The 23,143-nt window shown below is 69.0% G+C and carries 23 protein-coding genes and 1 riboswitch; of the genes, 12 read left to right on the forward strand and 11 right to left on the reverse strand.

Going from position 1 to position 23,143, the window contains the following annotated elements:
- On the reverse strand, positions 1-894 hold the full coding sequence (locus ACZ5U5_RS00840) for an NAD-dependent protein deacetylase (RefSeq protein ID WP_469014676.1): 894 nt from the start codon (positions 892-894) through the stop codon (positions 1-3).
- Between the two features lie 22 nt (positions 895-916).
- On the reverse strand, positions 917-1,831 hold the full coding sequence (locus ACZ5U5_RS00845) for a sigma-70 family RNA polymerase sigma factor (protein ID WP_469014677.1): 915 nt from the start codon (positions 1,829-1,831) through the stop codon (positions 917-919).
- A gap of 82 nt (positions 1,832-1,913) precedes the next feature.
- Between ACZ5U5_RS00845 and ACZ5U5_RS00850 the strand changes: the two genes are divergently transcribed.
- Together ACZ5U5_RS00850 and ACZ5U5_RS00855 are read left to right on the forward strand one after the other, a co-directional pair.
- Positions 1,914-2,363, forward strand: coding sequence for a carboxymuconolactone decarboxylase family protein (locus ACZ5U5_RS00850; RefSeq protein ID WP_469014678.1), 450 nt, complete (start codon positions 1,914-1,916; stop codon positions 2,361-2,363).
- A gap of 48 nt (positions 2,364-2,411) precedes the next feature.
- A complete protein-coding gene (locus tag ACZ5U5_RS00855) occupies positions 2,412-2,813 on the forward strand; it encodes an Imm10 family immunity protein (RefSeq protein ID WP_469014681.1) in 402 nt (133 codons plus the stop codon).
- 42 nt (positions 2,814-2,855) lie between these two features.
- Here ACZ5U5_RS00855 and ACZ5U5_RS00860 read toward each other — a convergent pair whose 3' ends face one another.
- The 4 genes from ACZ5U5_RS00860 to ACZ5U5_RS00875 form a co-directional block, all read right to left on the reverse strand.
- The gene (locus tag ACZ5U5_RS00860) at positions 2,856-3,587 is read right to left on the reverse strand and encodes an ADP-ribosylation family protein (RefSeq protein ID WP_469014684.1); all 732 of its coding nucleotides are present in this window, start codon (positions 3,585-3,587) and stop codon (positions 2,856-2,858) included.
- Between the two features lie 108 nt (positions 3,588-3,695).
- Positions 3,696-4,172 (reverse strand): hypothetical protein, encoded by a 477-nt coding sequence (locus ACZ5U5_RS00865; protein WP_469014687.1) that lies wholly within the window; start codon positions 4,170-4,172, stop codon positions 3,696-3,698.
- 176 nt (positions 4,173-4,348) lie between these two features.
- Entirely contained in the window at positions 4,349-5,437 is a 1,089-nt protein-coding gene (locus ACZ5U5_RS00870; RefSeq protein WP_469014688.1) for an endonuclease/exonuclease/phosphatase family protein, read from the reverse strand.
- A complete protein-coding gene (locus tag ACZ5U5_RS00875) occupies positions 5,434-6,066 on the reverse strand; it encodes a M15 family metallopeptidase (protein ID WP_469014690.1) in 633 nt (210 codons plus the stop codon). Before ACZ5U5_RS00875 ends, ACZ5U5_RS00870 begins: the two co-directional genes overlap by 4 nt.
- 153 nt (positions 6,067-6,219) lie before the next feature.
- Here ACZ5U5_RS00875 and ACZ5U5_RS00880 point away from each other — a divergent pair, with 153 nt between their 5' ends.
- Complete coding sequence (locus ACZ5U5_RS00880) at positions 6,220-6,888, forward strand: response regulator transcription factor (protein ID WP_469014691.1); 669 nt, start codon at positions 6,220-6,222, stop codon at positions 6,886-6,888.
- Positions 6,881-7,975 carry a sensor histidine kinase gene (locus ACZ5U5_RS00885; RefSeq protein ID WP_469014694.1) on the forward strand — a complete coding sequence of 365 codons (1,095 nt, stop codon included), beginning with the start codon at positions 6,881-6,883 and terminating at the stop codon, positions 7,973-7,975. The genes ACZ5U5_RS00880 and ACZ5U5_RS00885 overlap by 8 nt, the downstream gene beginning before the upstream one ends.
- Before the next feature lie 41 nt (positions 7,976-8,016).
- Here the strand turns inward: ACZ5U5_RS00885 and ACZ5U5_RS00890 are convergent, their stop codons facing one another.
- Positions 8,017-8,505: a peptidoglycan-binding protein gene (locus ACZ5U5_RS00890; RefSeq protein WP_469014695.1), complete on the reverse strand. Its 489-nt coding sequence runs from the start codon at positions 8,503-8,505 to the stop codon at positions 8,017-8,019.
- A gap of 324 nt (positions 8,506-8,829) precedes the next feature.
- Here ACZ5U5_RS00890 and ACZ5U5_RS00895 point away from each other — a divergent pair, with 324 nt between their 5' ends.
- Entirely contained in the window at positions 8,830-9,537 is a 708-nt protein-coding gene (locus ACZ5U5_RS00895) for an HAD family hydrolase (RefSeq protein WP_469014698.1), read from the forward strand.
- 23 nt (positions 9,538-9,560) lie between these two features.
- Here ACZ5U5_RS00895 and ACZ5U5_RS00900 read toward each other — a convergent pair whose 3' ends face one another.
- The 3 genes from ACZ5U5_RS00900 to ACZ5U5_RS00910 are packed head-to-tail and all read right to left on the reverse strand — an operon-like array spanning position 9,561 to position 14,295.
- On the reverse strand, positions 9,561-10,916 hold the full coding sequence (locus tag ACZ5U5_RS00900) for an MFS transporter (RefSeq protein ID WP_469014699.1): 1,356 nt from the start codon (positions 10,914-10,916) through the stop codon (positions 9,561-9,563).
- The gene (locus ACZ5U5_RS00905) at positions 10,913-12,943 is read right to left on the reverse strand and encodes a PEP/pyruvate-binding domain-containing protein (RefSeq protein WP_469014701.1); all 2,031 of its coding nucleotides are present in this window, start codon (positions 12,941-12,943) and stop codon (positions 10,913-10,915) included. The genes ACZ5U5_RS00900 and ACZ5U5_RS00905 overlap by 4 nt, the downstream gene beginning before the upstream one ends.
- A complete protein-coding gene (locus tag ACZ5U5_RS00910; protein ID WP_469014703.1) occupies positions 12,940-14,295 on the reverse strand; it encodes an ATP-grasp domain-containing protein in 1,356 nt (451 codons plus the stop codon). The genes ACZ5U5_RS00905 and ACZ5U5_RS00910 overlap by 4 nt, the downstream gene beginning before the upstream one ends.
- A 356-nt stretch (positions 14,296-14,651) precedes the next feature.
- Between ACZ5U5_RS00910 and ACZ5U5_RS00915 the strand changes: the two genes are divergently transcribed.
- The 7 genes from ACZ5U5_RS00915 (at position 14,652) to ACZ5U5_RS00945 (ending at position 21,975) form a co-directional block, all read left to right on the forward strand.
- Positions 14,652-15,959 carry a PAS domain S-box protein gene (locus tag ACZ5U5_RS00915; RefSeq protein WP_469014705.1) on the forward strand — a complete coding sequence of 436 codons (1,308 nt, stop codon included), beginning with the start codon at positions 14,652-14,654 and terminating at the stop codon, positions 15,957-15,959.
- A 665-nt stretch (positions 15,960-16,624) separates the two neighbouring features.
- A riboswitch (cyclic di-AMP (ydaO/yuaA leader) is annotated at positions 16,625-16,781 on the forward strand.
- Between the two features lie 2 nt (positions 16,782-16,783).
- Complete coding sequence (locus tag ACZ5U5_RS00920) at positions 16,784-17,530, forward strand: LysM peptidoglycan-binding domain-containing protein (protein ID WP_469014706.1); 747 nt, start codon at positions 16,784-16,786, stop codon at positions 17,528-17,530.
- Positions 17,531-17,729: 199 nt separating this feature from the next.
- Positions 17,730-18,845 (forward strand): hypothetical protein, encoded by a 1,116-nt coding sequence (locus tag ACZ5U5_RS00925; RefSeq protein ID WP_469014708.1) that lies wholly within the window; start codon positions 17,730-17,732, stop codon positions 18,843-18,845.
- 2 nt (positions 18,846-18,847) lie between these two features.
- A complete protein-coding gene (locus ACZ5U5_RS00930; RefSeq protein WP_469014710.1) occupies positions 18,848-19,957 on the forward strand; it encodes a beta propeller repeat protein in 1,110 nt (369 codons plus the stop codon).
- A 69-nt stretch (positions 19,958-20,026) separates the two neighbouring features.
- Complete coding sequence (locus tag ACZ5U5_RS00935; protein WP_469014711.1) at positions 20,027-20,575, forward strand: GNAT family N-acetyltransferase; 549 nt, start codon at positions 20,027-20,029, stop codon at positions 20,573-20,575.
- A gap of 322 nt (positions 20,576-20,897) precedes the next feature.
- Entirely contained in the window at positions 20,898-21,452 is a 555-nt protein-coding gene (locus ACZ5U5_RS00940) for a L,D-transpeptidase family protein (protein ID WP_469014713.1), read from the forward strand.
- Positions 21,453-21,510: 58 nt separating this feature from the next.
- On the forward strand, positions 21,511-21,975 hold the full coding sequence (locus ACZ5U5_RS00945) for an SRPBCC family protein (protein ID WP_469014715.1): 465 nt from the start codon (positions 21,511-21,513) through the stop codon (positions 21,973-21,975).
- A 181-nt stretch (positions 21,976-22,156) separates the two neighbouring features.
- Here the strand turns inward: ACZ5U5_RS00945 and ACZ5U5_RS00950 are convergent, their stop codons facing one another.
- Positions 22,157-23,116 carry a TIGR03557 family F420-dependent LLM class oxidoreductase gene (locus tag ACZ5U5_RS00950; protein ID WP_469014716.1) on the reverse strand — a complete coding sequence of 320 codons (960 nt, stop codon included), beginning with the start codon at positions 23,114-23,116 and terminating at the stop codon, positions 22,157-22,159.
- Between the last annotated feature and the right edge of the window lie 27 nt (positions 23,117-23,143).

The raw sequence follows: 23,143 nt of genomic DNA on the forward strand, positions 1-23,143 counted from the left end.
TCAGGGACACACCTTCGCCACCAGAGCCGCCAGCGACTCCCCCAGCGGCAGTTCGACACGCTGGGTCGCCCAGCGGTCGCCCCGGGTCGGGCCCTGGTTGACGATCAGGACCGGTGTGCCTGAATCTGCCGCCTGGCGCACGAAACGCAGGCCGGACATGACGGTGAGGGAGGAACCGAGTACGAGCAGGACGGCGGCCTCGTCGACCAGGCGGCGGCAGTCCGCGACCCGCGCCGGCGGGACGTTCTCGCCGAAGAAGACGACGTCCGGCTTGAGCACCCCGTCGCCGCAGACCGCACACGCCACCACCCGGAAATCACGTACCGCCTCGTCCGGTAGTTCCACGTCGCCGTCCGGGTTGACCCGTGCGGCCCGATAGCGCTCGGCGGCGGCCTCGAACCCCGGATTGGCCTCCCTCAACCGATGGTCGAGCTCCGCTCGGGTACTTCCTCGCCCGCAGGTCAGGCAGATCACCCGGCTCAGGCTTCCGTGCAGCTCAATGACGTTCCGCGCTCCGGCCGACTGCTGCAGCCCGTCGACGTTCTGGGTGATTACGCCGGTGACGAAGCCCGCCTCGGCCAGCGCGGTCACGGCCCGATGGCCGGCGTTGGGCCGGGCCCGCGTCATCGCCCGCCACCCCAGCTGACTGCGCGCCCAGTACCGCCGTCGGGCCTGCTCGGCGCCGATGAACTCCTGATACGTCATGGGGGTGTGCCGACGCAGGGAACCGTTCTCACCGCGGTAGTCCGGGATGCCCGACTCCGTGGACAGACCCGCCCCGCTCAACACCACGACCTTGCCCGCGCGCACCGCCTCGACGACAGCGGTGAGGTCGCTCGACGCCGGGAGCAGACCGCCGGTGGGCTCCCAGGTCAACGTGGGTCGCATCCGCATGCCTGCCAGCTTACGTCCACGCTCACGCCGGGGCCTGCAGGCCCATCAGCGCGAGCTTGGCCGGGTCGATCACTGCCGTCATCTCGGTGATCCGGCCGTCGACGACGGTGAACGCGAGGACCGACAGCGGGGTGCCGTCCTCGTGCCAGGAAATGACCCCGGGCAAACCGTTGACGATCGCAGCGTGCCCCGCCGTGGCCGCACCGGCGGCCAGCTTCGCGCCTGCGGCCACCTTGGAGGCACCGAGGACCACGGCCACGCCGTCGGGGGTGTCGACGGTCAGTTGCACGTCGGGATCGAGCAGTCGCAGCAACTCCTCGAACTCACCGAGCCGAGCCGCCGCCAAGAACGCCTTGACCACCTCACGTTGTCCCGATCCGACGCCCGTCGGCCGCTCGGTCGACTGCACCTTCCTGCGGGCGCGGCTGGCGAGCATCTTGGTGGCGTCGGTCGACTTGCCGAGGATCTGACCGATCTCGTCGAAGGGCACCGCGAACAGGTCGTGCAGCACAAAAGCCAGCCGTTCGTTCGGCCGCAGCGACTCGAGCACGACGAGGAGCGCGAGTCCGACCGAGTCCGCGAGCATCGCGTCCTCCTCGGGGACCACACCGTCGTCGAGCGTCACCACGAGCTCGGGGAACTGATCGCCGTAGGGCGCCTCGGGGCGGGTCCGGCGCGACCGCAGGATGTCCAGGCTGATCCGGCCGACTACCGTCGTCAGCCAACCGGCAAGGTTGTCGATGGCCGCCGCGTCCTGACGGGAGAGCCGCAGCCATGCCTCCTGGACGGCGTCCTCGGCGTCTGCGTGCGAACCGAGCATGCGGTGGGCGACCGCGCGCAGCCGGTCACGCTGGGATTCGAACGCCGCGGCCATCGGGGCCGTCTGGTCCGTCGGGTCTATCGAGTCCGTCGGGTCCGTCGGGCTGGTGTCACGCATGTTGTTACCTTCCTCAGAGCTGCTCCGTCGTAGGGGATGACGGGCCCGAACGGGCGGAAGTAACCGATGAAGGAGCAGACCGATGGAAGCACGTTTGAAGAGCGCGGCGAGTCCCGACCTGATCACCGCGATCCAGCACCTCCACAAGGTGATTGCCGCCGGGGGCGTCGACCAGAGCCTGCTGACGCTGGTCCACCTGCGCGCCAGCCAGATCAACGGCTGCGCGCCGTGCGTCTTCGCCAGCGTCACGGGAGCGAAGAAGGCCGGCGAGACGGACGATCGCCTGCACCACGTGGTCGCGTGGCGCGAGACCCCCTTCTACACCGAGCAGGAGCGTGCGGCGCTCGAACTGACCGAGGCCGCCACCCGCATCCAGGACGGCGCCCCGGGCGTTTCCGACGAGATCTGGGACGCTGCCGCCGAACACTTCAGCCAGGAGCAACTGGGCGCGATCACCATGGAGATCGCGCTGACCAATTTCTTCAACCGAATCAACCGCACGACCCGGGAACAGGCGGGCAAGACCTGGTGAGGCGGGCGGGGCGCGATCCCCGGCGGATGGCCTGCTAGAAACGGCATCATGACCTACCGTTTCGTCGCGCGTGAAGCCGGCGCAGAGATAGACCCGGACGGCGACTTCATCGAGGCCGGCATCTCGGATCGCGATGGCTTCGTCATGCTGTTCCAGTGCGGGGGCGAGGAGCCCGATGAACAGGATGTGGCCCTGGGCATGGACACGCACTGTCTGGTCACGGCGGGCCAAGGCACCGCATACGGATGTGTGCGGGCGGTTGAACTGACCGACGAGGTATTCCGTGTGTCTCTGGACCCGCACTCGTTGCCGGCGTTGGGGCTGAGTGACTGCGAGATCGAAGCAGTCATCGAGGCCCCTGCCGCAGACATCGCACAGTTCCGCGAGGTCCTCGCACGGGTTCTCGCCTACGGCCGCGCGGACGCTCGCCCACTGCGGGTCGCGGTCTGACGGGACCTGTTTCCCTGCCCAGCACCGCGGAAGCGCCGCGGGTCACCCTTCCAGTACGTCCACTTTCGGGAGGGAGCGGTGCCGGTGGTGCGCCTCCGCGATGGCCCGCAGCGCGGGGCGGTCCAGGGTGGAAGCTCCTGAAGCGAGCCCGCCCGCTCCGTCCAGGGTTGTGATCCGGTCCGGGTCCACGGGTCCGGCGGCCCTGTCGTATTTCGTGGAGTAGGCGAGACCGACTTCGCGCCGATCCCCCGTCTCCTCGGCGATCAGCGCGGCACGTAGCTGGGCCAGGTGATCGCGTCGCACGTCCGCCCCTTCGTCCCGTACGTCGTCCTCGATGTAACGCCAGATTCGTTCGAGGAGGGCGCGTACCGCCTCCAGTGGCGTGCTCGCGGTGGTGTCGATCCCGCCGCCGTCGTTGTTGTAGTAGGAGGCAACCGTGCTGCAGGTGCGGCCGTCGTCGAACCACAGGCCGTAGTGCAGACCGTCCGTACCGCCGTGCATGAAGGTCAGGAACTCGGGCGGGTCGCGGTAGTAGCGGCCGTGCACGCGTACGTCGATGCCCTCGACCGGCATCCGGTCAGCGTCGCCGAACAAGTCCATGATGCCGAACGGACTGACCCCCATGTTCGCCAGCGCGCGCTCCTCGGTCGGGCCGAGTGACTCAAGGAACCGCCAGAACCGGAAGATTGACTCGGGCAGTTCCAGACCCCAGTCCCGCAAGACGCGCGCTTCGACGGCGGCTCGTGCTGCCGGGTTCTGCGAGTTGCCGCTCATCAGAAGGCCCCCAAGTTGTGGCGTACGCACGCCGAATCACTACGCTGAAGGGCGAGGCTATCGAAGCCCGCGCATGCCCAGACAACGTCCTCCTGCACCCCACCGTGGTCAGGTCGCAGCAGGCAGCCCCAGGGCGGCCATGAGCCTTGAGGAGAGTTCTTCCGCGAAGAGGGCCGAGCCGGTGAGTGTCTGTCGGATGGCTTTCTCGTCGGGGGTCAGTCCGGCGGCGGTCGACCAGGCGAGTGCGCCGGCCACGGCGGGTTCCACGGGGAATTGCTCGAGGGGTATCTCGTAGTCCTCCGCCAGCTCGCGGTTGAGCAGGCCCTCCCAGCTGCTGCCTTCCGGCGTGACAGCTTCGACAAACCCCAGATCGCTGTCCACGAAGGACACCATGACCGCCGGTGTCCCCGTCCTCTGCACGAGGGCCGTCAGACTCCGCTGCCCCGCGTCGGCGAAGTCCGTCACGCCCCACCCCTCCGCCAGCGCCTCCGTGTCTTCGATGCCAGTGAAGCCAGCCGCCCGCATGAGCTGGTGCAGTTCGCCCGTGGAGCACCGGGTCGCCAAAGATCCGCCTGAGTTTCCCATGATCCGCAAGCTACCTGACGCCTCTGACAAACAGGCCCGGGGAATGATCGCCACCGCGCGCATGGATCCCGCGCGGCTGGGCACACGGCGAAGGCTGGAAGGGGAGGGCTGTAACGCCTGGGGAGGTCGAAGGGCCTCCCCTTCCACCACCCTGCGCGCTAGTGCGTGCGCGCCAGTCACCAGCTGATCCCGGCTGCCACCGGCAGGTGGTCGCTGCCCGTTTCCGGCAGCACCCACGCACTCACCGGCTCCACACCCCTGACCAGGATCTGGTCGATCCGCGCCACCGGGAAAGACGCCGGCCAGCTGAAGCCAAAGCCCTCACCGGCCTCGTCCTGCGCCGAGCGCAGCTGCGAGGTGAGGCCGGCCAGCGCGCGGTCGTCGGTGGTGCCGTTCAGGTCGCCGAGCAGCACCACCCGCTCGTTCCGCTCGGCGGCGACGGCCTTGGCGAGCGCCTTCGCGCCGCGGTCCCGGTCGTCCGTCGTAAAGCCATCCCTGGGAACCACGCGTACGGAGCCCAGGTGGGCCACATACACCGCCAGTGGACCCTGGTCCGTGGCCACCGTCGCGCGCAACGCCCGGTTGTCGATCATCCTTACGTCGGCCGGCTTGGTGTCCCCCAGCGGCCCGTAGTCCATCGCCGTGTCGACCGGCCGGGTGTCGGACAGCGGCAGCTTGCTCCACAGCCCGACCGTCCCTTGCACCACGTGGTGCGGATACGTCTTCGCCAGGGCCTTCTCGTACAGCGGCTTCGCCTGAGCACTGATCTCCTGCAGGGCCAGTACGTTCGCCCCGGAGGCGGCCAGGGCGCGGGCGGTGCCGGACGGGTCGGAGTTGTCGGCGCCGACGTTGTGGCCGGCCACCGTTAGGTCGCTGCCGGGGTGAGACTTGTCGGTGAGCAGCCCGCCGAAGAGGTTCAGCCACACCGTGACCGGTACCAGCAGCGCCACCACTGCGGAGGCGGAGCGACGCCACAGCGCCCCGGCCAGCAGCACCGGGACAAGCAGGCCGAACCATGGCAGGAAGGTCTCCACCAGGCTGCCGAAGCCCCCGTAGTCCGTGATCTGTGCGTGCAGCAGCAGGAAGAGCCCCAGCAGCACGGCCAGGGCAGTGAGCACCGGGCCGCGCTTCCAGGGCCCCGGCCCGCCCTGATCGCCTTGGTCGCCCTGGTGGCCCTGGTCTCTCTGGTCGTCCTCGTGGTCCTGGCTGGTCTCCTCCTCCGTGTCGACCTGCACCATGCTCTGTCCTCGCTCGCTCACGCTCACTGCTGCATCCTCGGGTCCTCGGTGGGGTCGGCATACGTACGCGGGCAGCCGTGATCGACCCCATCGGGGCGTAGTTCGTAGTGCCACGGTTCGTTCTTGTAGATCTGGCACAGCCCGTACGCGGCACCGTGCTCGGCAAGCCACTTCGTGGCATCGGAGTGGCCGAGGTCGGCCGCGTCCCCTGACACGTGGGGAGACGTCGCCGCGGTGGCCACCCATCGAGCGGCCTCGTCCTCGGACCCGTACTCGGCGACCGCCTCACGAAGAAGCTGATTCTGGTAATCCGCTGAGCGCCATCCGCTGTTGACGTAGACCTTGACGCCGTCGTCCGCCGCATCCGTCGCGGCCTGGCGCAGAGCCTTGAGCAGCTCCGTATCGAGGCCGTCCACGGCCGGAGTCGCGTCGTCGAAGACCGTCACGCCATCGGGGACCACGCCGTCATCCTCGCCGACCGCATCTCGGTCGCGGTCACGGTCTCGGTCACGGTCGCTGCCGAGCGAATTCAGGGGTGATGCGGCCGAGGAGGACGAGGGGTTGAGTAATCGCCCGCCGAGGACCGCCGCGATCGCCGCTATGACGACTGCCAGGCCGAGCAAGGAGAGCAGAGCTACGGCAAGGCGCCGACGCATCCGTCGAGGCGTCCGTCGGAGGGTCCGTCGCGGCATTGTTCGTGCTGGTGGTGGGGTTCGAGTCATGCTGCCAGTCAAGGCAGCAGGGTGTTCCCGGCACGTATGCGGTTTTCGATACGCCGACGATATGCGCCCGCTCGTAGCATCGAGGGCATGCGCGTGTTGATCGTCGAGGACGAGCCCTACATGGCGGAAGCCATTCGCGATGGCCTACGCCTGGAAGCAATCGCGGCCGACATCGCCGGCGACGGCAATTCCGCTCTTGAATTGCTGAGCATCAACGCCTACGACATCGCCGTACTCGACCGGGACATCCCCGGGCCTTCCGGTGACGAGATCGCCGAGCGCATCGTCGCCTCCGGCAGCGGGATGCCGATCCTCATGCTCACCGCGGCCGACCGGCTGGACGACAAGGCATCGGGGTTCGAGCTCGGCGCCGACGACTACCTCACGAAACCGTTCGAACTGCGTGAACTCGTCCTCAGGCTCCGGGCGCTCGACCGCAGACGTGCCCACAGCCGGCCTCCGGTCCGTGAGATCGCGGGGCTGCGCCTTGATCCCTTCCGCCGAGAGGTCTACCGGGACGGCCGCTACGTCGCTCTGACGCGCAAGCAGTTCGCCGTACTCGAGGTCCTCGTCGCCGCCCAGGGGGGTGTCGTCAGCGCCGAGAAACTCCTGGAGCGCGCGTGGGACGAGAACGCCGACCCGTTCACCAACGCCGTCCGCATCACCATCTCGGCGCTGCGCAAGCGGCTCGGCGAACCCTGGATCATCGCCACAGTGCCCGGCGTCGGCTATCGCATCGGAGGCGACGGTGGATAGACCTGGCGGCCTCAGCGTCCGCCTCAAGCTCACCCTCAGCTACGCCGGGTTCCTCATGCTCGCCGGTGCCGTACTGCTCGCCGTCGTGAGCTGGTGGCTCCTGCGCGAAGGGTGGTTGCAGACGAACGAGCAGGGGGCATGGAAGGCGAATCCGGTCACCAGCTTCGTGCGTGGGTTCACTCCCATCGCGGCCGCGGTCATGGTGTTCCTCCTGGTGTTCGGCCTCCTCGGAGGGTGGGTCCTCGCCGGCCGTATGCTCGCTCCTCTGACCCGTATCACGGACGCCACCCGCACCGCCGCGACAGGGTCGCTCTCGCACCGCATCCAACTGCCCGGCCGTCAGGACGAGTTCCGCGAACTCGCCGACGCCTTCGACGCGATGCTCACACGGCTTGAGGCACATGTCGCCGAGCAGCGGAGATTCGCGGCCAACGCGTCGCACGAACTACGTACCCCCCTGGCCATCTCGAAGTCACTTCTCGACGTGGCCCGCGCCGGTCCCTCACACGACACCAGCGAAGTCCTTGACCGCCTCCACGCTGTCAACACCCGAGCGATCGACCTCACTGAAGCCTTGCTCTTGCTCAGCAGGGCCGGCCAGCGGTCCTTCACCCGAGAACAGGTCGACCTGTCCCTCATGGCGGAAGAAGCCACCGAGACGCTGCTCCCCCTCGCAGAGAGGACCGGCGTGACCATCGAGACCCGCGGCGACGTCACCCCCGTGAGCGGATCGCCGGCGCTCCTGCTGCAACTGACCATGAACCTCCTGCACAACGCGATCGTCCACAATCCGTCCGAAGAGGGCAGGGTGTGGATTACCACCAGCGCCCGCCCCGGCACCGCGCTGCTCACGGTCGAGAACACCGGCGAGAAGCTGGCTCCCCACCTGGTCGCGACGCTCACCGAACCCTTCCAGCGCGGCACCGAGCGCACTCGCACCGACCACGCGGGCGTCGGCCTCGGCCTCGCCATCGTCGAGACCATCACCCGCGCGCACGACGGCACACTCACCCTCGTGCCACGCCCCGGGGGTGGGCTCCGCATCACGGTGGAACTACCGGCGACAGCACCGGACACGGACGGCTAGAAGACCATCGTGTCCGGACGCCTCGTACCTAGCTATTTCCGTTACCGGGTGGTGCAGGGCTCGCACAGGAGGCCCTGGGCGAAGCGCTCGAAAGCCGCCTTGGTCCCGGCACCTGCGATTCCGTCGATGGCGCCGTTGTAGTCCCAGCTGTCATGGCTGAGCTTGCGCTGCAAGGCCTTGACCGTGCCGCTTCCGACGACTCCGTCGATCGCTCCGTTGTAACCGTGCGCCCTGAGGTGGCGCTGGAATGCCTTCCAGCTTCCCGTGCCCAAGTAGCCGTCGATGGAGCCCTTGTAGCCATGGTGTGCGGCCAGCCACTCCTGGACGGCCCTGGCCTGCCTGCGGTCAAGGCCGAGGTTGACCACTGCCTGCGTGGTGACGCCCGTGGTGGTCACCGTCGCTCCCCTCGGCGTCTCCGCCGAAGCTGCGGCCACGGCGATCCCGCTCCCCGTCGCCGTAAGGCCGGCGCCCACCACGGCGGCGACGAGAGCGAAACGGACGAGTGGCCTGGCCGGCAGATTCCTGTGCATGTGCAGCTCCCCGTAGACGAATCCCATGCGGCTTGAGCAAGACCTGCGAAACCTGCGAGGCCTGTGCAGAGCCGTTCTCTTCAGGGACCGACGATAGGAACGAGGCGGCACCCAGCACATGAGTATCGGTACTCAAGGGTCGACGCGAGGTGGAGCTTCATGCAACAACCGCGCCTTGGCGGCCACGGCCTGATCGTCCAGCGGCCGACGGACCCGAGTGCCGCGCGGTGTTCGGGGGTAGAGCGCGATAGATCGGCGAAACGACGTGTGAGTCGTCGGTCATCTCGGCGCCGCTGGAGGCACTATCGGCGGCGGCTGCATGTCATGTACTGGACAGGCACGCACACCCCCGTGGTGTGCCAGAAGAAGGGCGACGACGGCACCATGAACAGATCCTCCTTACAACGCTCCATCCGGGCCAGTCTCGCGCTCTGCGCGGCGCTGACGTCGACCGTGCTGTTCGCGACGGCGACAGCGGGCGCGGCCGTGCCCGGGGGCGCGAGCGGCGGTATGGCGAAGGCTTCCGCCGCCACCCGCGTGGGAACACAACGCGCCTGCCCCGTCGTGTACTTCGACCTGGGTGAGACCCTCGTGCACACTGCCGAGGACGGCAGCACGAGCTATCGGCCCGGGGCGGCCTCCTATCTGCGTGCCCTGCGCGAACGTCACATCAGGATCGGGTTGATCACGAACATTCCTCCCTCCTGGGGCGCGACCGACGCCGAGCGCGCCGCCCGGCTGAAGAAGGAGGTCGACGCCACCTGGCGGGGCTCCGCTCCCTTCGCCTGGGAGGACTTCGGCGACCGCGTCCTCACTCCCCGCACGGAGGCGGAACGCAAGCCGGCTCCCGTGCTCTGGCAGCGCGCGAAGGCCTCCGCGGGCCACTGTCGGGTCGTCTATCAGGCCGAGACGGCCGAAGAGGTCGATGTCGCCGCCTCGCTCGGTTACGTGCCGTACCAGGTCGGACGTCCGCACCGACCCGCGTACCTTCCCGTCGGGCTGATCGAACTCCTCGGCCACCGACCCGGCTGATCCCAAGTCCGACACGGATGGTGCTACTCGTCGGACCGCCGCCCTCGGCGTCCGCCTCCGGATGCGCCGGGGGCGGCGCGGGCGGATGGGCCGTCCCTGTTCGCGTCCGCCGTGTCCGAGGGGCCGGACCGCTTCACCACCCCGCTGCGCAACAGCAGTTGGAAGGCTCCGAGCAACACGGCCGTGGCCAGCGCGCTGTGCCACAGCAGTGCGTCCAGGTGCCCGGCCGAGAGATAGGCACCCGCGGCGACCGCGGCCAGGGCGCACACCGCGCGGTCCACGATGCTCTCCACCGACAGCAGCGTGGCGCGCGGGGCGTGCGCGGGCACCGCGTCGTTCACCAGCTTGCGCTGCACCGGGTACGCGAAACCCGTCGCGGCGGCGAACAGGCAGAGCAGCGCGACCACCGCCCACGGTCCGCCGAGCGTCATGGCCGCCAGGGTGCCCGCGAGCACGAGGCTGAGAATCGAGACCCAGGCGACCGGTGTGAGGCGTCGGCTCAGCCACTGGGGGCGGGCCGAGGCCACCGCCTCGGCGACGGTCATCGCAGCCAGCACTCCCCCGTGCGAGGCCTCGGCGATGCCGTGGTCGAGCAGGATCGGCTGGAAGAGATTGACCTGGCAGATACGGGACAGCGTGAACACCGCCACGCCCTGCACCATCACCATCGCCAGCCACCGCGAGGAGGCGACGCAGCGCAGCGCGGAGCCCGCGTCCCGCAGGAACGCCCCGCCCCTGCGTCCTCCGCCGGAGGTGGCCGCCTTCCCAGTCCGCTCGCCCGCTCCCGCGAGCCGGGGCAGGGCGATCGCGCAGGCGAGGGAGCCCGCCGCGCTGGCGGCACTGAGCACGTACGGAGCCGCGTGGGCGACGGACATCAGGGGTCCGACCAGCGGCCAGCACCCGACCTTGGCCGCGAGTCCCAGGGCCCGCGCGGTGCCCTCCGCCTTCAGGTAGTGCTCGTCGCAGCCTTCGGCGCGCAGCCCGTCGTACAGATAGGCGCTTGCCGCACCCGAGGTGAGCGAGCGGCCCGCGGCGATGGCGAGGAAGTGGACGAGGAAGCCGGTGTACGAGGCGCTGAGGACCGGAGCGAGGTTGGCCGCCGTCATGACCACCGCGCCGGCCCGCAGGCAGTTGCGGGTGCCGATCCGGTCGGCGATCAGGCCGGTCGGGATTTCGAAGAGGCAGAAGGCCACGTAGTAGATGCTCTGGATGCCGAAGATCTCGGCGTCCGTCAGCCCGGCGGCCTTCTGGTAGGCGTAGAAGACGGGCATCCACCACAGCAGGTTGAACAGCAGCTGGAAGCCGTAGTTGAGCCGGATGATGCGGCGGGCTGTGTCCGTCAGGCCGGTGGCTCCCGCCCTGTGGGTGGGCGCCTTCACAGCGCGTACGGGCGGATCTGGACCAGCCGGAAATCGCCCCGCTCGGTCATCAGCCACTCGATGTCCAGCGGCTTGTCCACGTCGGAGCCGCCGAAGTGTGACCCGCTGAAGTGCGACTGCAGGAGCCGCCCGGTCAGCGACAGGTCGGCAAGGCGGGCGCGGGTGGCCGCGGGCAAGGGGTCGCCCCAGGAGCCCAGGGCGACGGTGCGGCCGCCGCCCTCCACCGTGTTGTAGAGGTACTGCTGCGGCAGGACCGAGCCGTCGACCACCTGCTCCGGGGAGCCGGGCGAGCAGTTGAGGTAGACGTTGCGGAAGTCCTCACGGCGGGTCGGGTTGCAGGTCACGAGGACGCCGCCGAGGGAGGCACTCTCGTACTCCTGGATGATCACGCCCATGTAGGTGTCGTCCAGGGAGATGCCGACCTGGTGGCGCAGTCGCACGCTGCGGGGTGACACCAGCGAGGCCCACACCTGGCGTACGGCGTCCAGGAGTTCGCCGGTGGAGTGGACGGTGGTGACGGAGTCGTAGACGCCTGCCGCGGAGAAGCCCGGCAGGTCCTCGGCGTTGGACGAGGAGCGCACCACCAGGCGTCGGCGTGTGGCCGCGGTGGCGGTGTCGGTGAAGGCCTGGTCGATCTGCCGGGTGACCGACTCGGGGACGGGCGTGTTGCGGATCAGGTGCTGGAGTTGCAGGCAGAGCGAGTCAAGGACGTCGGTGGCGTCGAGTTCGAGCGCCATCTTGAGTTTGCCGATGCCTTGTTGGAGGGCGGGCGAGGAGGCCAGGAAGTGCTGCTGGAGCGCGAAGGGCAGGGCGACTCCGGCCGGGGCGTCGACGGTGGTGGCCACGAAGTCGGCTGCTGCGGCCCGCAGTTCGGCCGTGGATGGTGCACTCAGGCCGAGCCGCGCCCCGAGGTGCGCGTAGAGGCTTTCGCGCGGCGGGCGGGGCCTGCCGTAGAAGGCGGTCAGGTCGGCCGTGCGGCTGTCGAGTACGTGGTGCAGTTCGCCGAGGTTGGCCGCTTTGGTGCCGTACCGGTCGCGGTCCGCGCTGCGGAGCCGGTGCAGGGCCAGCACGGGAGCGTCTTCGAGCAGGGGCGGCTGGAGGCGTATGCGCTGCTGGTGCCAGGCCGGAGCCCGCAGGGCAGGCTCGTGATCAAGCCGCTCCAGGAGGATCTCGTCCTCGCGTACGCGGTAGCGGACCCACGCGCCGTCCAGTTGGTCCTTGTCGACGATCTGGTGCAGGTCGCGCACGATCGCGTTGGGTATGCCCCAGCCGGAGGCGAGGACGTTGGTGTGCGAGAGCGGCGTGATCGGCGCGGTGTTGAGGAATCCCGCCACCCGGGGCACGTCGTCCGGCAGGCAGGGCATGGCCACGATGTCCGCCCAGCCGAGACCTGCCTCCGCCGCCGCGTACTCCTCGTGCGTACGGAAGTACCGCAGTCGCCCGGTGGCCTCGCCGGGGTTCAGCGGAGTGCGGGTGCGGGAGCCGAAGAGCTCGTGGCTCAGGATGCGAGGTACGCGCAGTTCACTGATCGCCGCAAGCTCCTCCTCCTGCCCGTGGTTGGCGGGCTTGAGGAGTACCGGGAGCCTGCCGTCGACACGTTCGCGCACGAACTCGTAGAAGTGGGCGAGCAGTTCGCCGTGCATGGTGTCGGCCTCGGTCGTCTCCAGGACGAGGAAGGTGCGTTCGCGGCCGTCCGCTTCCTGCTCGGTGTGCAGGGACAGCACGCCGAGCAGGAACCGGCGCTCGGGGTCCATGTAGACGGAGGCGTTGAACGCGTCCAACCCGGCGTCCAGCGCTTGGAGTTCCATGCCCAGGACGCGGGTGGCGATGTAGTTGACGTGGAAGGGATGCGCGGTCGTGTCGAGCAGGTGCCAGGTGTTCTCGGCACGGTCGACGACGACCTTGAGGTACGGGTGACCGGCCAGGACGCCCGAGAGCGTGCGGAAGAGGGGCAGGGAGAGGTTCTCGCCGACGACCGTGCGGTCCGTGGCCGGTTCGGCGGGGCCGGTGAACAGTTGGGTGGTCATCGGGCGATCTCCTCGGGCTGCGCGGCGGGCAGGACCCGGGGCAGTGCGTCCACCAGGGTCTCGAAGTCCCGCAGGACCGTCCGCGGGTCGGTGGCGGACAGCAGGCACAGGGCCGCCATGGTGTTGGCGCCTGCGGCCGGGTCGTAGACCGGCACAAGGGTGCCGTCGGTGAGCGAGCTCTCCGCGACCACCGACAGCTCGCTGCCGTGGCTCAGTGGCACGTCCGCCGCGACGGCGGAGAAGTCCCAGACCTTGCGGTCCTGCCAGGCCTCGCCCTTGGAGTCGACCGCGAGGACGACGAGGGAGCCCGCAGCGCCGTTCGCCTGTGCCGGCGTGAGCGCGTGCCGGGGCCACTCGACCGGACGGCCGATGAGGTGGTCGACGAGCATGCCCACGAGGTCGAGCCCGAAGACCTCCTCGATCTGCGGCACCGTCATCGCGCCGCCGAATCGGGCGGCCGTCTCGATCAGCCACATGCGGCCGTCCGCACCGAGCTTGATCTCGGTGTGGGTACCGCAGTCACGCAGGCCGAGAGCGTCGACGGACGCTCGGGCGAGGGCCACGATCCGGTTCTGGGCGTCCTGGGACAGCAGGGCGGGCGTGATGCCAGCCCGTTCGGTGAAGGGTTCGACGGTGGGCATCCGGCCGCTGAGGCAGACAGGACGGAAGACGCCGTCCGCCACCACACCCTCGACGCTGACGTAGTCGCCCCAGCCGGGCTCGTCGAACCAGTCGTCCGTAGTGCCGCTGACGATCTGCTCGACCACGAAGTCGGCGTCGGCCTTGGCCACATGGAGTTCCGCGTAGCCCAACTGGGCCGATTCGGCCATTACTTCGCGTGACCGGCGCCACGCCGCGGACGCCTCGTGCGGGGAGCGGATGATCTGGTGCGCGGTGGACCCGGCACTCCAGGCCGCCTTGAGGAGGAGCGGGAAGGGCAGGTCGCGGGCCGCTTCGTGCAGGTCCGACTCGGTGGCCACCGGGCGGAACTCAGGTTGCGGCAGGCCGTGTTCGTGCCAGGTGCGACGCATCAACCGCTTGTCGCGCGCCAGTGCGGCGGCGCTGCCCGCCCCCGCCAGGCCGAGCACCTGGCAGGCCTCGGCGACGGCCACGACGGCGTACTCGGAGAAGGTGAGCACCGCGGCCGCGCCCACGGCTTCGGCCCGCGAGATGATCAGGGACACCAGGTCGGTGCGGCGCGCGTCAGCGGGCGTCACGACGGAGGCGCACAGCCGCTCGGCCGTGTCTGCCACAGCGGGAGGAAGTGCGCTGAGCGCCAGCAGGTGCACTTCCGCCCTGGCGGCCGCCCGCGTGAGGACGTGCCCGAGCGGCGGTCCACCCTTGGCATGCACTAACAGCACCTTGCCCAACAACACCTGGCTCACTGAAGTTCCCTCTCCATTCGTCCGGTTGAGACATGTCGTCGCACGGCTCGGTGACGCGCGTAGAACATGCGGGGTCACCGGGGCGTACGTTGCGGGGTGTGTTCACCCGCACACTCAAGGGGACCAGGTGACAGGCGTCCTCAGCGCCAACGGGGGCGTCTCCCGTTCAGGCAAATGCCTGAGTGCCGCAGCCGCAGGCGGCATCGAGGCGGCCACCACTCCGGCCGATTCGGCCGAGAACCGAGCATGCGCGAGATCGACACGGGATACGCATCGCTTGGTGACAGTGCGTCAACCAGTTGAATACGGACGGAGAGACCGCTGTGAACGACTCCAACCTCAAGGCACTGCTTGAACACCTGCCCGCGTTCTGGTGGGAGGTGGACCAGCCGTGGCAGGTCCTGGAGAGGGGAGGCGGCGCCTTCGCCGACACCGGGACAGCGCAGCGCTTCCTGGAGCGCATGCACGAGGAACTCTCCGGCCCGGGGCACCCACCGGAGGAGGTCAGCTGGCAGGCGCAGTTCGACGGTCGCACCTTCGACGTGAGCTGGCCCCTGGACGAGACCCGCGCCCACAGCCGTACGCGTGGTCTCGCGGTGGAGGTCGACGCGCACGCCCCACACCGGTACGCCGCCTTCGCCGACCTCGTCGACCTGGCCCCGGCCGCCGCCTTCATCCGGGACCGCTCGGGACGCTATCTGTGGGCCAACCACGCCTACGCGCACCTCTACGGCACCACCCCGGGAGAACTCACCGGCCGGTACATCGAAGACTTCGACGCCCCCGCCGAGGCTGTCCAGTTCCGCGCCCTGGACCAGGAGATCCTCGACCGGGGCACCCCGGTGCGGCACACCCTCGGCTATCGCCGGCCGGACGGCAGCCTCGGCCAGGCAGCCGGCCACCGCTTCCCCGTACGGGAGGACACGGAGACCTGCGTCGCCGGAATCTACGTGGACATCACCGACCACCTCCGCGCCATGGTCCAGCGCCAGGAGGCGGAGGAGAACCTGCAGGCGCTGCGCGACCACAGCGGCCTGCCCTGCGCGCTGCTCTCGGCCAACGGGCGCGTGATCGAAGCGAGTTCGGCCGCCGCCGATCTCTTCCACCTCGGCTTGCCCGACCTGGTGGGCCGCCGCGCGCACACGCTGCTCGCCCCCGCCTCCGCCTCCTCTTCCGCCTCTGACCTCGATCGGCTGCACCGCAGATGGAACGGTCTGATAGCCCGCCGCACGAGACGGGTGGAGACGTCCGCCGTGCTCGTCGACGCCCGGGGCCGGCAACGCCGTGCGCAGCTGCACCTGACGACGGTCGGCCATTCCGCTGCCCGCGCCCAACACGTCTGGGCCGTCGTCACGCATCAGAGCCTGGCCCACGAGGCCCATCCCTCGCTCACCGCCGCGCAGATCCGCATCCTCTCCCTCCTGGCGGAGGGCAGCAGCAACAGTGACATCGCCGCCTCGCTGCGGCTGTCCCGGCAGACGGTCGACTATCACCTGAGCCGCCTGCGGCAACTCCTGGACGCAACCACCCGCCCCGCCCTGGTCGCCCGCGCGTACGTCCTCGGCATCCTCGCCCCATGCGCCTGGCCCCCGCGTTCGGCGACTGCCGCCCATCCGCTCAGTTCCGTGTGACGGGCGAAATCCAGGACACAGGAGCCAACACCTGGAAATGGCCCGGCGTCTGACGTGAACGAATCTATTTCGAGCTGTCAGCGGCGACTCCGTCGCGGCCGCGGTCACGAGCCTTGGGTTCTTGCAGCAGAGACGCTTCTCCCCGCGGTGCGCCCCCCCCTGGCCCGGCAGCTGCGCATGCACCTGGTCGACCGCGCCACGTTCGCCAACTGGGCGGCAGGAGCACGGCCGTTGCGGGAGTTGCTGCCCAATATCCCGCCCCCGCCCCGCTTTGTACCTACGAACTGAGGGCCCATATCAGGCCCTCCAGAAGGCGTCACCACCGGGTCCAACCGAAAGTGATGCCCGTTTTGACATGAAAAATAGGGATCACGTTATGTCCGCTTTTGCGAATAAGGCCACGTCTGCACCGACTTGGCTTTGCAATGCAGTGGAATGAGTCACACCCGCAGATCGGGGCCTCAAGGGCCGCCCAGCGCATTTTCGTTTCCCGCAAACAAAGTTGAGGCTATTTGATCAATGGGGGCGCGGGCCGCAGACGTCGAGAAAGGCCCTAGCGCATTCTCCGAGCGAATTCCGGCCTTGTTCTGTCCGGGCATTCTCGCCTAACGTCACCGTCAATCCGGATGGAACGCCGAATCCTGCCGCTGTCCGGAAACCCTTCCCGTACTCACTCACTTACGCACGGCAGGAGCGGGGGACCCAGGTAAGCCGCCGATCCGGATTCCGGAACGGCTCGGGGTTAAGTCGCATTCACAGTGCGACCGGACATCTCCCGTCCGAACCCGACAGCTCACCTCGTAGGCGACGGAGAGGAATGCGTCATGCCTGCAAAGGGTAAGCACCGCCGTCCCAAGTCCAGCTCGCTCAGCCGGGGCATCGCCGCGGCAGGCACGGGCGGCGCCGTGCTCGTCCTCCCGGTGATCGGTGCGACTGCCGCCAGCGCGGCACAGCCCGCCGCCGCCAAGCCCGCCGCCGCGCCCAAGACCTACGTCGTCGCCGCGGGCGACTCCCTCGCCAAGATCGCCCGGGAGCACTCCGTCAGCGGCGGCTGGAAGAAGCTGTACGAGGACAACCGCAGCGTTCTGGGCAGCGACCCGAAGCTGATCCACCCCGGACTCAAGATCACCGTCGGACAGAAGGCTCCGGCGGACGACGCGGCCGCCTCCAAGGCGTCCGACGAGCGCGCGGACCGCTCCGAGCGCACGAACGCGGCCAAGCCCGCCGCCGCCCCGGCGAAGAAGACGTACGCCAACAACCTCGACGGCTGGATCAAGGAGTCGCTCGACGTCATGGCCCAGCACGGCATCCCCGGCACTTACGAGGGCATCCACCGCAACATCATGCGCGAGTCCTCCGGCAACCCGCAGGCCATCAACAACTGGGACGTCAACGCCGTCGCGGGAACCCCGTCCAAGGGACTCCTGCAGGTCATCGCCCCGACCTTCGACGCCTACCACGTGGCCGGCACCTCGCTGGACAGCTATGACCCGGTCGCCAACATCACCGCCGCCTGCAACTACGCGGCCGACCGGTACGGCTCGATCGACAACGTGAACGGCCCCTACTAGGGGATCCCGGTCTCGACAGCCCTGAGCCCCGGCATGCAGTGCGTGCCGGGGCTCAGGGCTGGCGGAACCTCCCGGAAGAGACTCTCGAATTGGCATGCACCCGTCTATTCACGGTCGGGTGCATGCCAATAAGGTGAGCGACCTTCGCGTTCTGGGGGGTCTCATGAACGGTCGTCGTGGTCTTCGTGGTCTCCATGCTTTGCGTGGTCTCCGTGCGGTCGTCATCTGCATCGTCATCGCGTGTACCGCGGCCGTGTCGCCCGTCGCGGTCGTATCCCCGGCCGCGGCTGCGCCGCCTGCCGAAGCCCACGCGCCGAACGTGACGCGGAGCTGGTCGGCGCTGCCGGTGCCCGCGGCCGCACCGCCCGTGACCGTGTCCGATCTTGCCGCCCGCGGGCCGGACGATGCCTGGGCGACCGGGTACGAGCACACCACCGACTGGGTGCGTCCGATGCTGTACCGGTGGGACGGTGCGGCGTGGGGCCGGGACAGCAGCTTCCCCGGCGCCGAGGCGTCGGGCTGGCTCGGCAAGGTGCAGTTCGTCGGCAAGGAAACATGGATCTTGCACAACCGTGACGGAGCGGGCGAGATCCTGCGCCACTCGGCAGGAGGGCCGGAAGCGCCGGAAGGGTGGAGCACAGTCCCTCTGCCGCAGACGATGTGGGTCTACCAGGACTTCGCCGCCGTACCCGGCGCCGCCTGGGTGGTCGGTGAGGACGAGACCGGGCTGAAGGTTCTGCACCACGACGGCTCCGGCTGGACCACACAGTCCACCCCCGACGGCGTCCTGTACGTCATGGGGATCACCGCGCGTACGGCCACCGACGCCTGGGCCTGGGCGGACACCACCAGCGGGACCACCGTCCTGCGCTGGAACGGCACCGCCTGGCGGGACGCGAAGGTGCCGCTGCCGCCGAACAGCAACGTACACACGATGCTGCTTGAACCCTCCGGCCGCGTCACGATCGGCGGCAGCCAGTACAGCGACGGCGCGCCACGCACGTACCTCATGACCTGGAACGGCCGCACCTGGCGCACCACCTACCCGCCCCTGGGCGACACCAGCACCGAGGCCATGGTGCGCGGCCCGGACGGCGCGCTGTGGCTGCCGGTGCGCAGCGACCGCGCGTTCCAGTCGAAGTACGCGCGGGTCGACGGCTCCCGCACCACCTTCTCCTACGGCCCCGAGCGCACGAACGCGATCGACGTGAAACCGCGTGCGCTGACGAGGGCCGGGTCCTCGCTGCTGTCCTTCGGGACCGCCGAGATCTACGGCTCGAAACCGAACCTGATGAGCGAGCGGCTGGGAGGCTGACCATGGTGCGCCGACTTCTCGTCACGGTTCTCGCCGTCGCGATGACCGTCATCACCGTCATGAGCTCGGCCGCGGCGGAGCCCGCTGCCTGGCGACACGTCCCGGTCCCGGCACAGGTTCGCCCGCAGGCCGGGCTGAACGAGGCCGTGGCGTTCGGTCCCGACCGGGCGTGGGCCGTGGGCTCCGACGCCGTCGGCCGCGAGGCACCGGGCTTTCCGCTGATGCTGCGCTGGGACGGGACCGCGTGGCAGCGCCAGAGTCTTCCCAAGGTCGGCTGGCAGGGTGACCTGCTGTCCATCGCCGCGACCTCACCGACCGCGATCTGGGCGGTCGGCCGCGACTCGGCGGGCGGCGCCCGCCTGCTGCGTTACGACGGCACCACCTGGCGCGAGAGCCGGCCGCCCCGCGGTGTCCTGCTGACCAAGGTCGTCACCGGTGGGGGCGAGACCTGGCTGATCGGATCGCGGGACGGCGCGCAGGTCTTGCTGCGACGGGACGGGAGCAGTTGGCAGGCCATGTCGGTGCCGCCGGGAGCCGTCTACGGCATGCACATCCTGGCGGCCGACGACATCTGGGCCGCGGGCGCCACCAACTCGGGTGCGGCGGTCTCGCATTGGGACGGGCAGGAGTGGCAGCAGACGATCGTGGACGGGTTCCCGAGGTCGGCCGTGGGCAGTGTGTTCGCGGTATCTGAGACAGAGGTGTGGGCAGGTGGCACGGCCGGGTTCGTCGGTGGTCCGGTGGGCAAGCCGATTCCGCCACTGCTGATGCGCTGGGACGGAAACGCGTGGAGCCGCGTGACCGTGCCCACCGACTTCGGCTCGATCAGTTCGTTCGCTCCCGCCGCGAACGGCAAGCTGGGCTGGGTCTCGGTGGCCAACTCGCAGAAGTACGGTCCGCCCGGCAGCTACCCGCCACTGGTGTCCGGGCCGGATTTCCTGTCCTGGGACGGCCAGTCGTTCACCGGGCACAACGAACCGGCGGTGGCCGGGGAGGGTGACTCCCGGACACTGCAGCTCGTGCCGGTGCCGGGTACGTCGACGGTGTGGTCGGTCGGCCGTGCCGCCGGACCCGAGAACACATTCGCTCCGCGCACTCAACGCTTCGGCTGAGCAGGCCTTTTCGGAGAAGTGGATCACCAAGGTGATCCACTTCTCCGGACAAGGTCCTAGCATTGGCCCATGTCCCACAAGCCGTCACGAGTCGAACTGCGCCCGCTCACCCTCGCCGACCAGGATGAGTTCTGCACCCTCGTGCGGGCCAGCACCGAGCTCCACGCGCCGTGGATGCAACTGCCCACGACCGCGGCGGAGTTCCAGGACTGGATGCGCCGCTTCGGCGACGGCACCACCCAGGGCTTTCTGATCCGCGTTCAGGAGACCGGCGCGGCGGCCGGGATGGTGAACATCAACTCGATCATCCGGGGGCGCTACCAGGGCGCATCACTCGGCTACGCGGCCTTCGCCCCGTCCGCGGGCCGGGGTTACATGACCGAAGGTCTCACCGTCGCCCTGCGGCACGCCTTCGACGAGCTGCGGCTGCACCGCCTCGAGGCCAACATCCAACCGGCCAACCGGGCATCCTTGGCGTTGGTCCAGCGCCTGGGCTTCCGTTACGAGGGCTTCTCCCCCGACTACCTCTACATCGACGGGGCCTGGCGCGACCACGAGCGGTGGTCCATCACCGCACCATCACCCTGCAAGCCCGACCCTTCACTCCCCCGGGTCTGACCTCCCCCTGCCCTGCACCCGGTAGGTGCGGGCAAGGGTATGACCGGCCATCAGTTGTGTGATGTCGAGTCCGACACGCCCCAAGCGTCCGCCCGAAATAATCGAATTGCCTGATAATGCGAGAGTGCTCAAAACCACGCTGCCCCGACTGATTCTCCCCTTGCTCATCTGCACGGTTGCTCTCGGCGGATGCAGCGACGAAAGAGCTCCGGCCGACGGCCGGTCGGGCCATCATGCGCCGCCGCACAACGCTTACGGCAAAATCCCGCCGCCGGGTCGGGCCACGACCATCCCTCAGCTCGGGCCGGACATGCAAAAGGCCGTGGACCGTCGAGGTGCCAGGCAGGTGGTCCTCGTGTCGGGGGACGCACCCGACTCCAGCTACGCAACGGTTCACCTGTTCGAACGTGACGCCAGGGGCGGATGGCGCAGGGTCTTCGAGCCGTGGCCGGCCCGCAACGGCCAACGCGGCTGGACCGAGCACCACACGGCGAGCGACCGGAGCACTCCGGTAGGGGTGTACGGGCTGAGTGACGCCGGCGGGCTCCTGCCCGACCCGGGCTCCAAACTGCCCTACGACCAGTCCCCCGTGTACGACGAGGACGGCGTCGGCTTCCTGGGTCAGTCCCTCAAGGGGGCCTTCGACCACGTGGTGGCCATCAACTACAACCGACAGCCCGGCTCCCCGCCCAGGGACCTCGTACGACCCCTGGGGGAAGAACGCGGTGGAGGCATCTTCATCCACATGGACCACGGCGGACCGACCCAGGCCTGCGTGGCACTGCCGCGCAAGGAAATGACCGAGCTCGTGAAATGGCTCGACCCCGGCATGAAGCCGGTGATCGCCATGGGTGACGTCGAGTCGGTCGCGCGCTGAATCCGGATCAGCGGCTTCTGCTGGTCCTGGGCCACATGATCGTGCGAGGGTGACCCGCATGACGACAGAGCGATTCGAAGTACAGCGTCAGGTGGCGGCCTCCCCGGAGAAGATTTTCGCGTTGCTGTGCGAACCCACGGGGCACGTGGCGATCGACAGTTCAGGAATGCTGCAGTCTGCCGAGGGGAAGACCGTCCGCGGGGCCGGTGACGAGTTCGTCGTCCACATGGACCGCGAGGCGCTGAACGACTACCCCTTGGGCAAGTACGACGTCACGGTGATCATCACGCGGTTCGAGCAGGACGCCCAGATCGAATGGACCATCTCCGGCCAGATACAGCCGCCCATCCGCCACCTGTACGGCTACCGGCTTGAGGCCCGCGAGGGCGGCACACTGGTGACCTCGTACTACGACTGGAGCGAGATCGAGGAACAGTACCGGGAAGCGAACATCTTCCCGGTCATCCCCGAGGCAGGTCTCCGCGCGACCCTCGGAATTCTGGCGCGCAACGTGGAACATTGATCCCCAACCCTGTGACCTGAACAGGGTCCTTGCCACATCTACTTCACCGCCGACGACCTCGCCTCCCTCCGGCCGGGCCAGGTCTGGGCCGACGGCCGGGCCATGAGCACCGAGGACTTCGCCGAACTCGTCGACGACAAGTGCTGACGCCCATCACGGCCGCCCCCAGGCTTTTCTGGCCTCAGGCCGCGCGCAGCCGAGGCAGCACCTCGTCGCGGTAGAAGTCGAAGAAGCCCTGCTGCTCGGGTCCGATCTGGCCTACGTACACCTCGTCGAAGCCGGCCTCGGTGTACGCGGAGACGGCGGACACGTGCTCGTCCAGGTCGTCGCCGCAGACCACCTGGTCGGCGACGGTCTCCTCCGTGACGAGGGTCGAGGCCTGCTCGAAGTGGGCCGGGTCGGGCAGCACTTGACCGAGCTCCCCCGGAAGGAACTGGGTCGGCCACTTGCGGTGCACCGTCTTGACGGCCTGCGCCCGGTCAGTTCCCCAGCAGACCTTGAGCCCGCCGAGGACCGGTTTCTGGCCGCCGCCCGCGCTGCGGAACTGACTGATCAGTTCCTCGTCCGGTGTCATCGTGACGAACCCGTCCCCGATGCGCCCGGCCAGTGCAGCGGCCTTGGGACCGAACCCCGAGACGTAGATCGGGACGGGCTCGCTCGGAGTCGTGTAGAGGCGGGCGTTCTCCACGGTGTAGTGGCGGCCCCGGTGGGTGACCTGGTCACCGGTCAGCAGGTCGCGGATGACTTGCACCGCTTCTTCGAGCATGTCCAGGCGTACGTCCACAGCCGGCCACGCGTCGCCGAGGATGTGCTCGTTGAGCGCCTCCCCGCTGCCCACTCCGAACCGGAAGCGATTGTCGGTGATCACACCCGCCGTGGCGGCGGCCTGGGCGTTCAGCGCCGGGTGCATCCGGACGGTGGGGCAGGTCACGAACGTGGTGACGGGCAGCGAGGTCACCTGGGCGAGAGCGCCGATCATCGTCCAGACGAACGGGCTGTTGCCCTGCTCCCCGGTCCACGGGTGGAAGTGGTCGGAGATGGCCAGGCATTCGAAGCCCGCTTGTTCGGCGGCCCTGGCTTGTTCGAGCATGTCCGCCGGCGAGAACTCCTCGCTCGCCAGGAAGTATCCGTAGCGCGTCATCGCGTACTCCTAGGGTGCGCGGCCCCG

It is taken from the genome of Streptomyces sp. NPDC033177, from assembly GCF_055577715.1.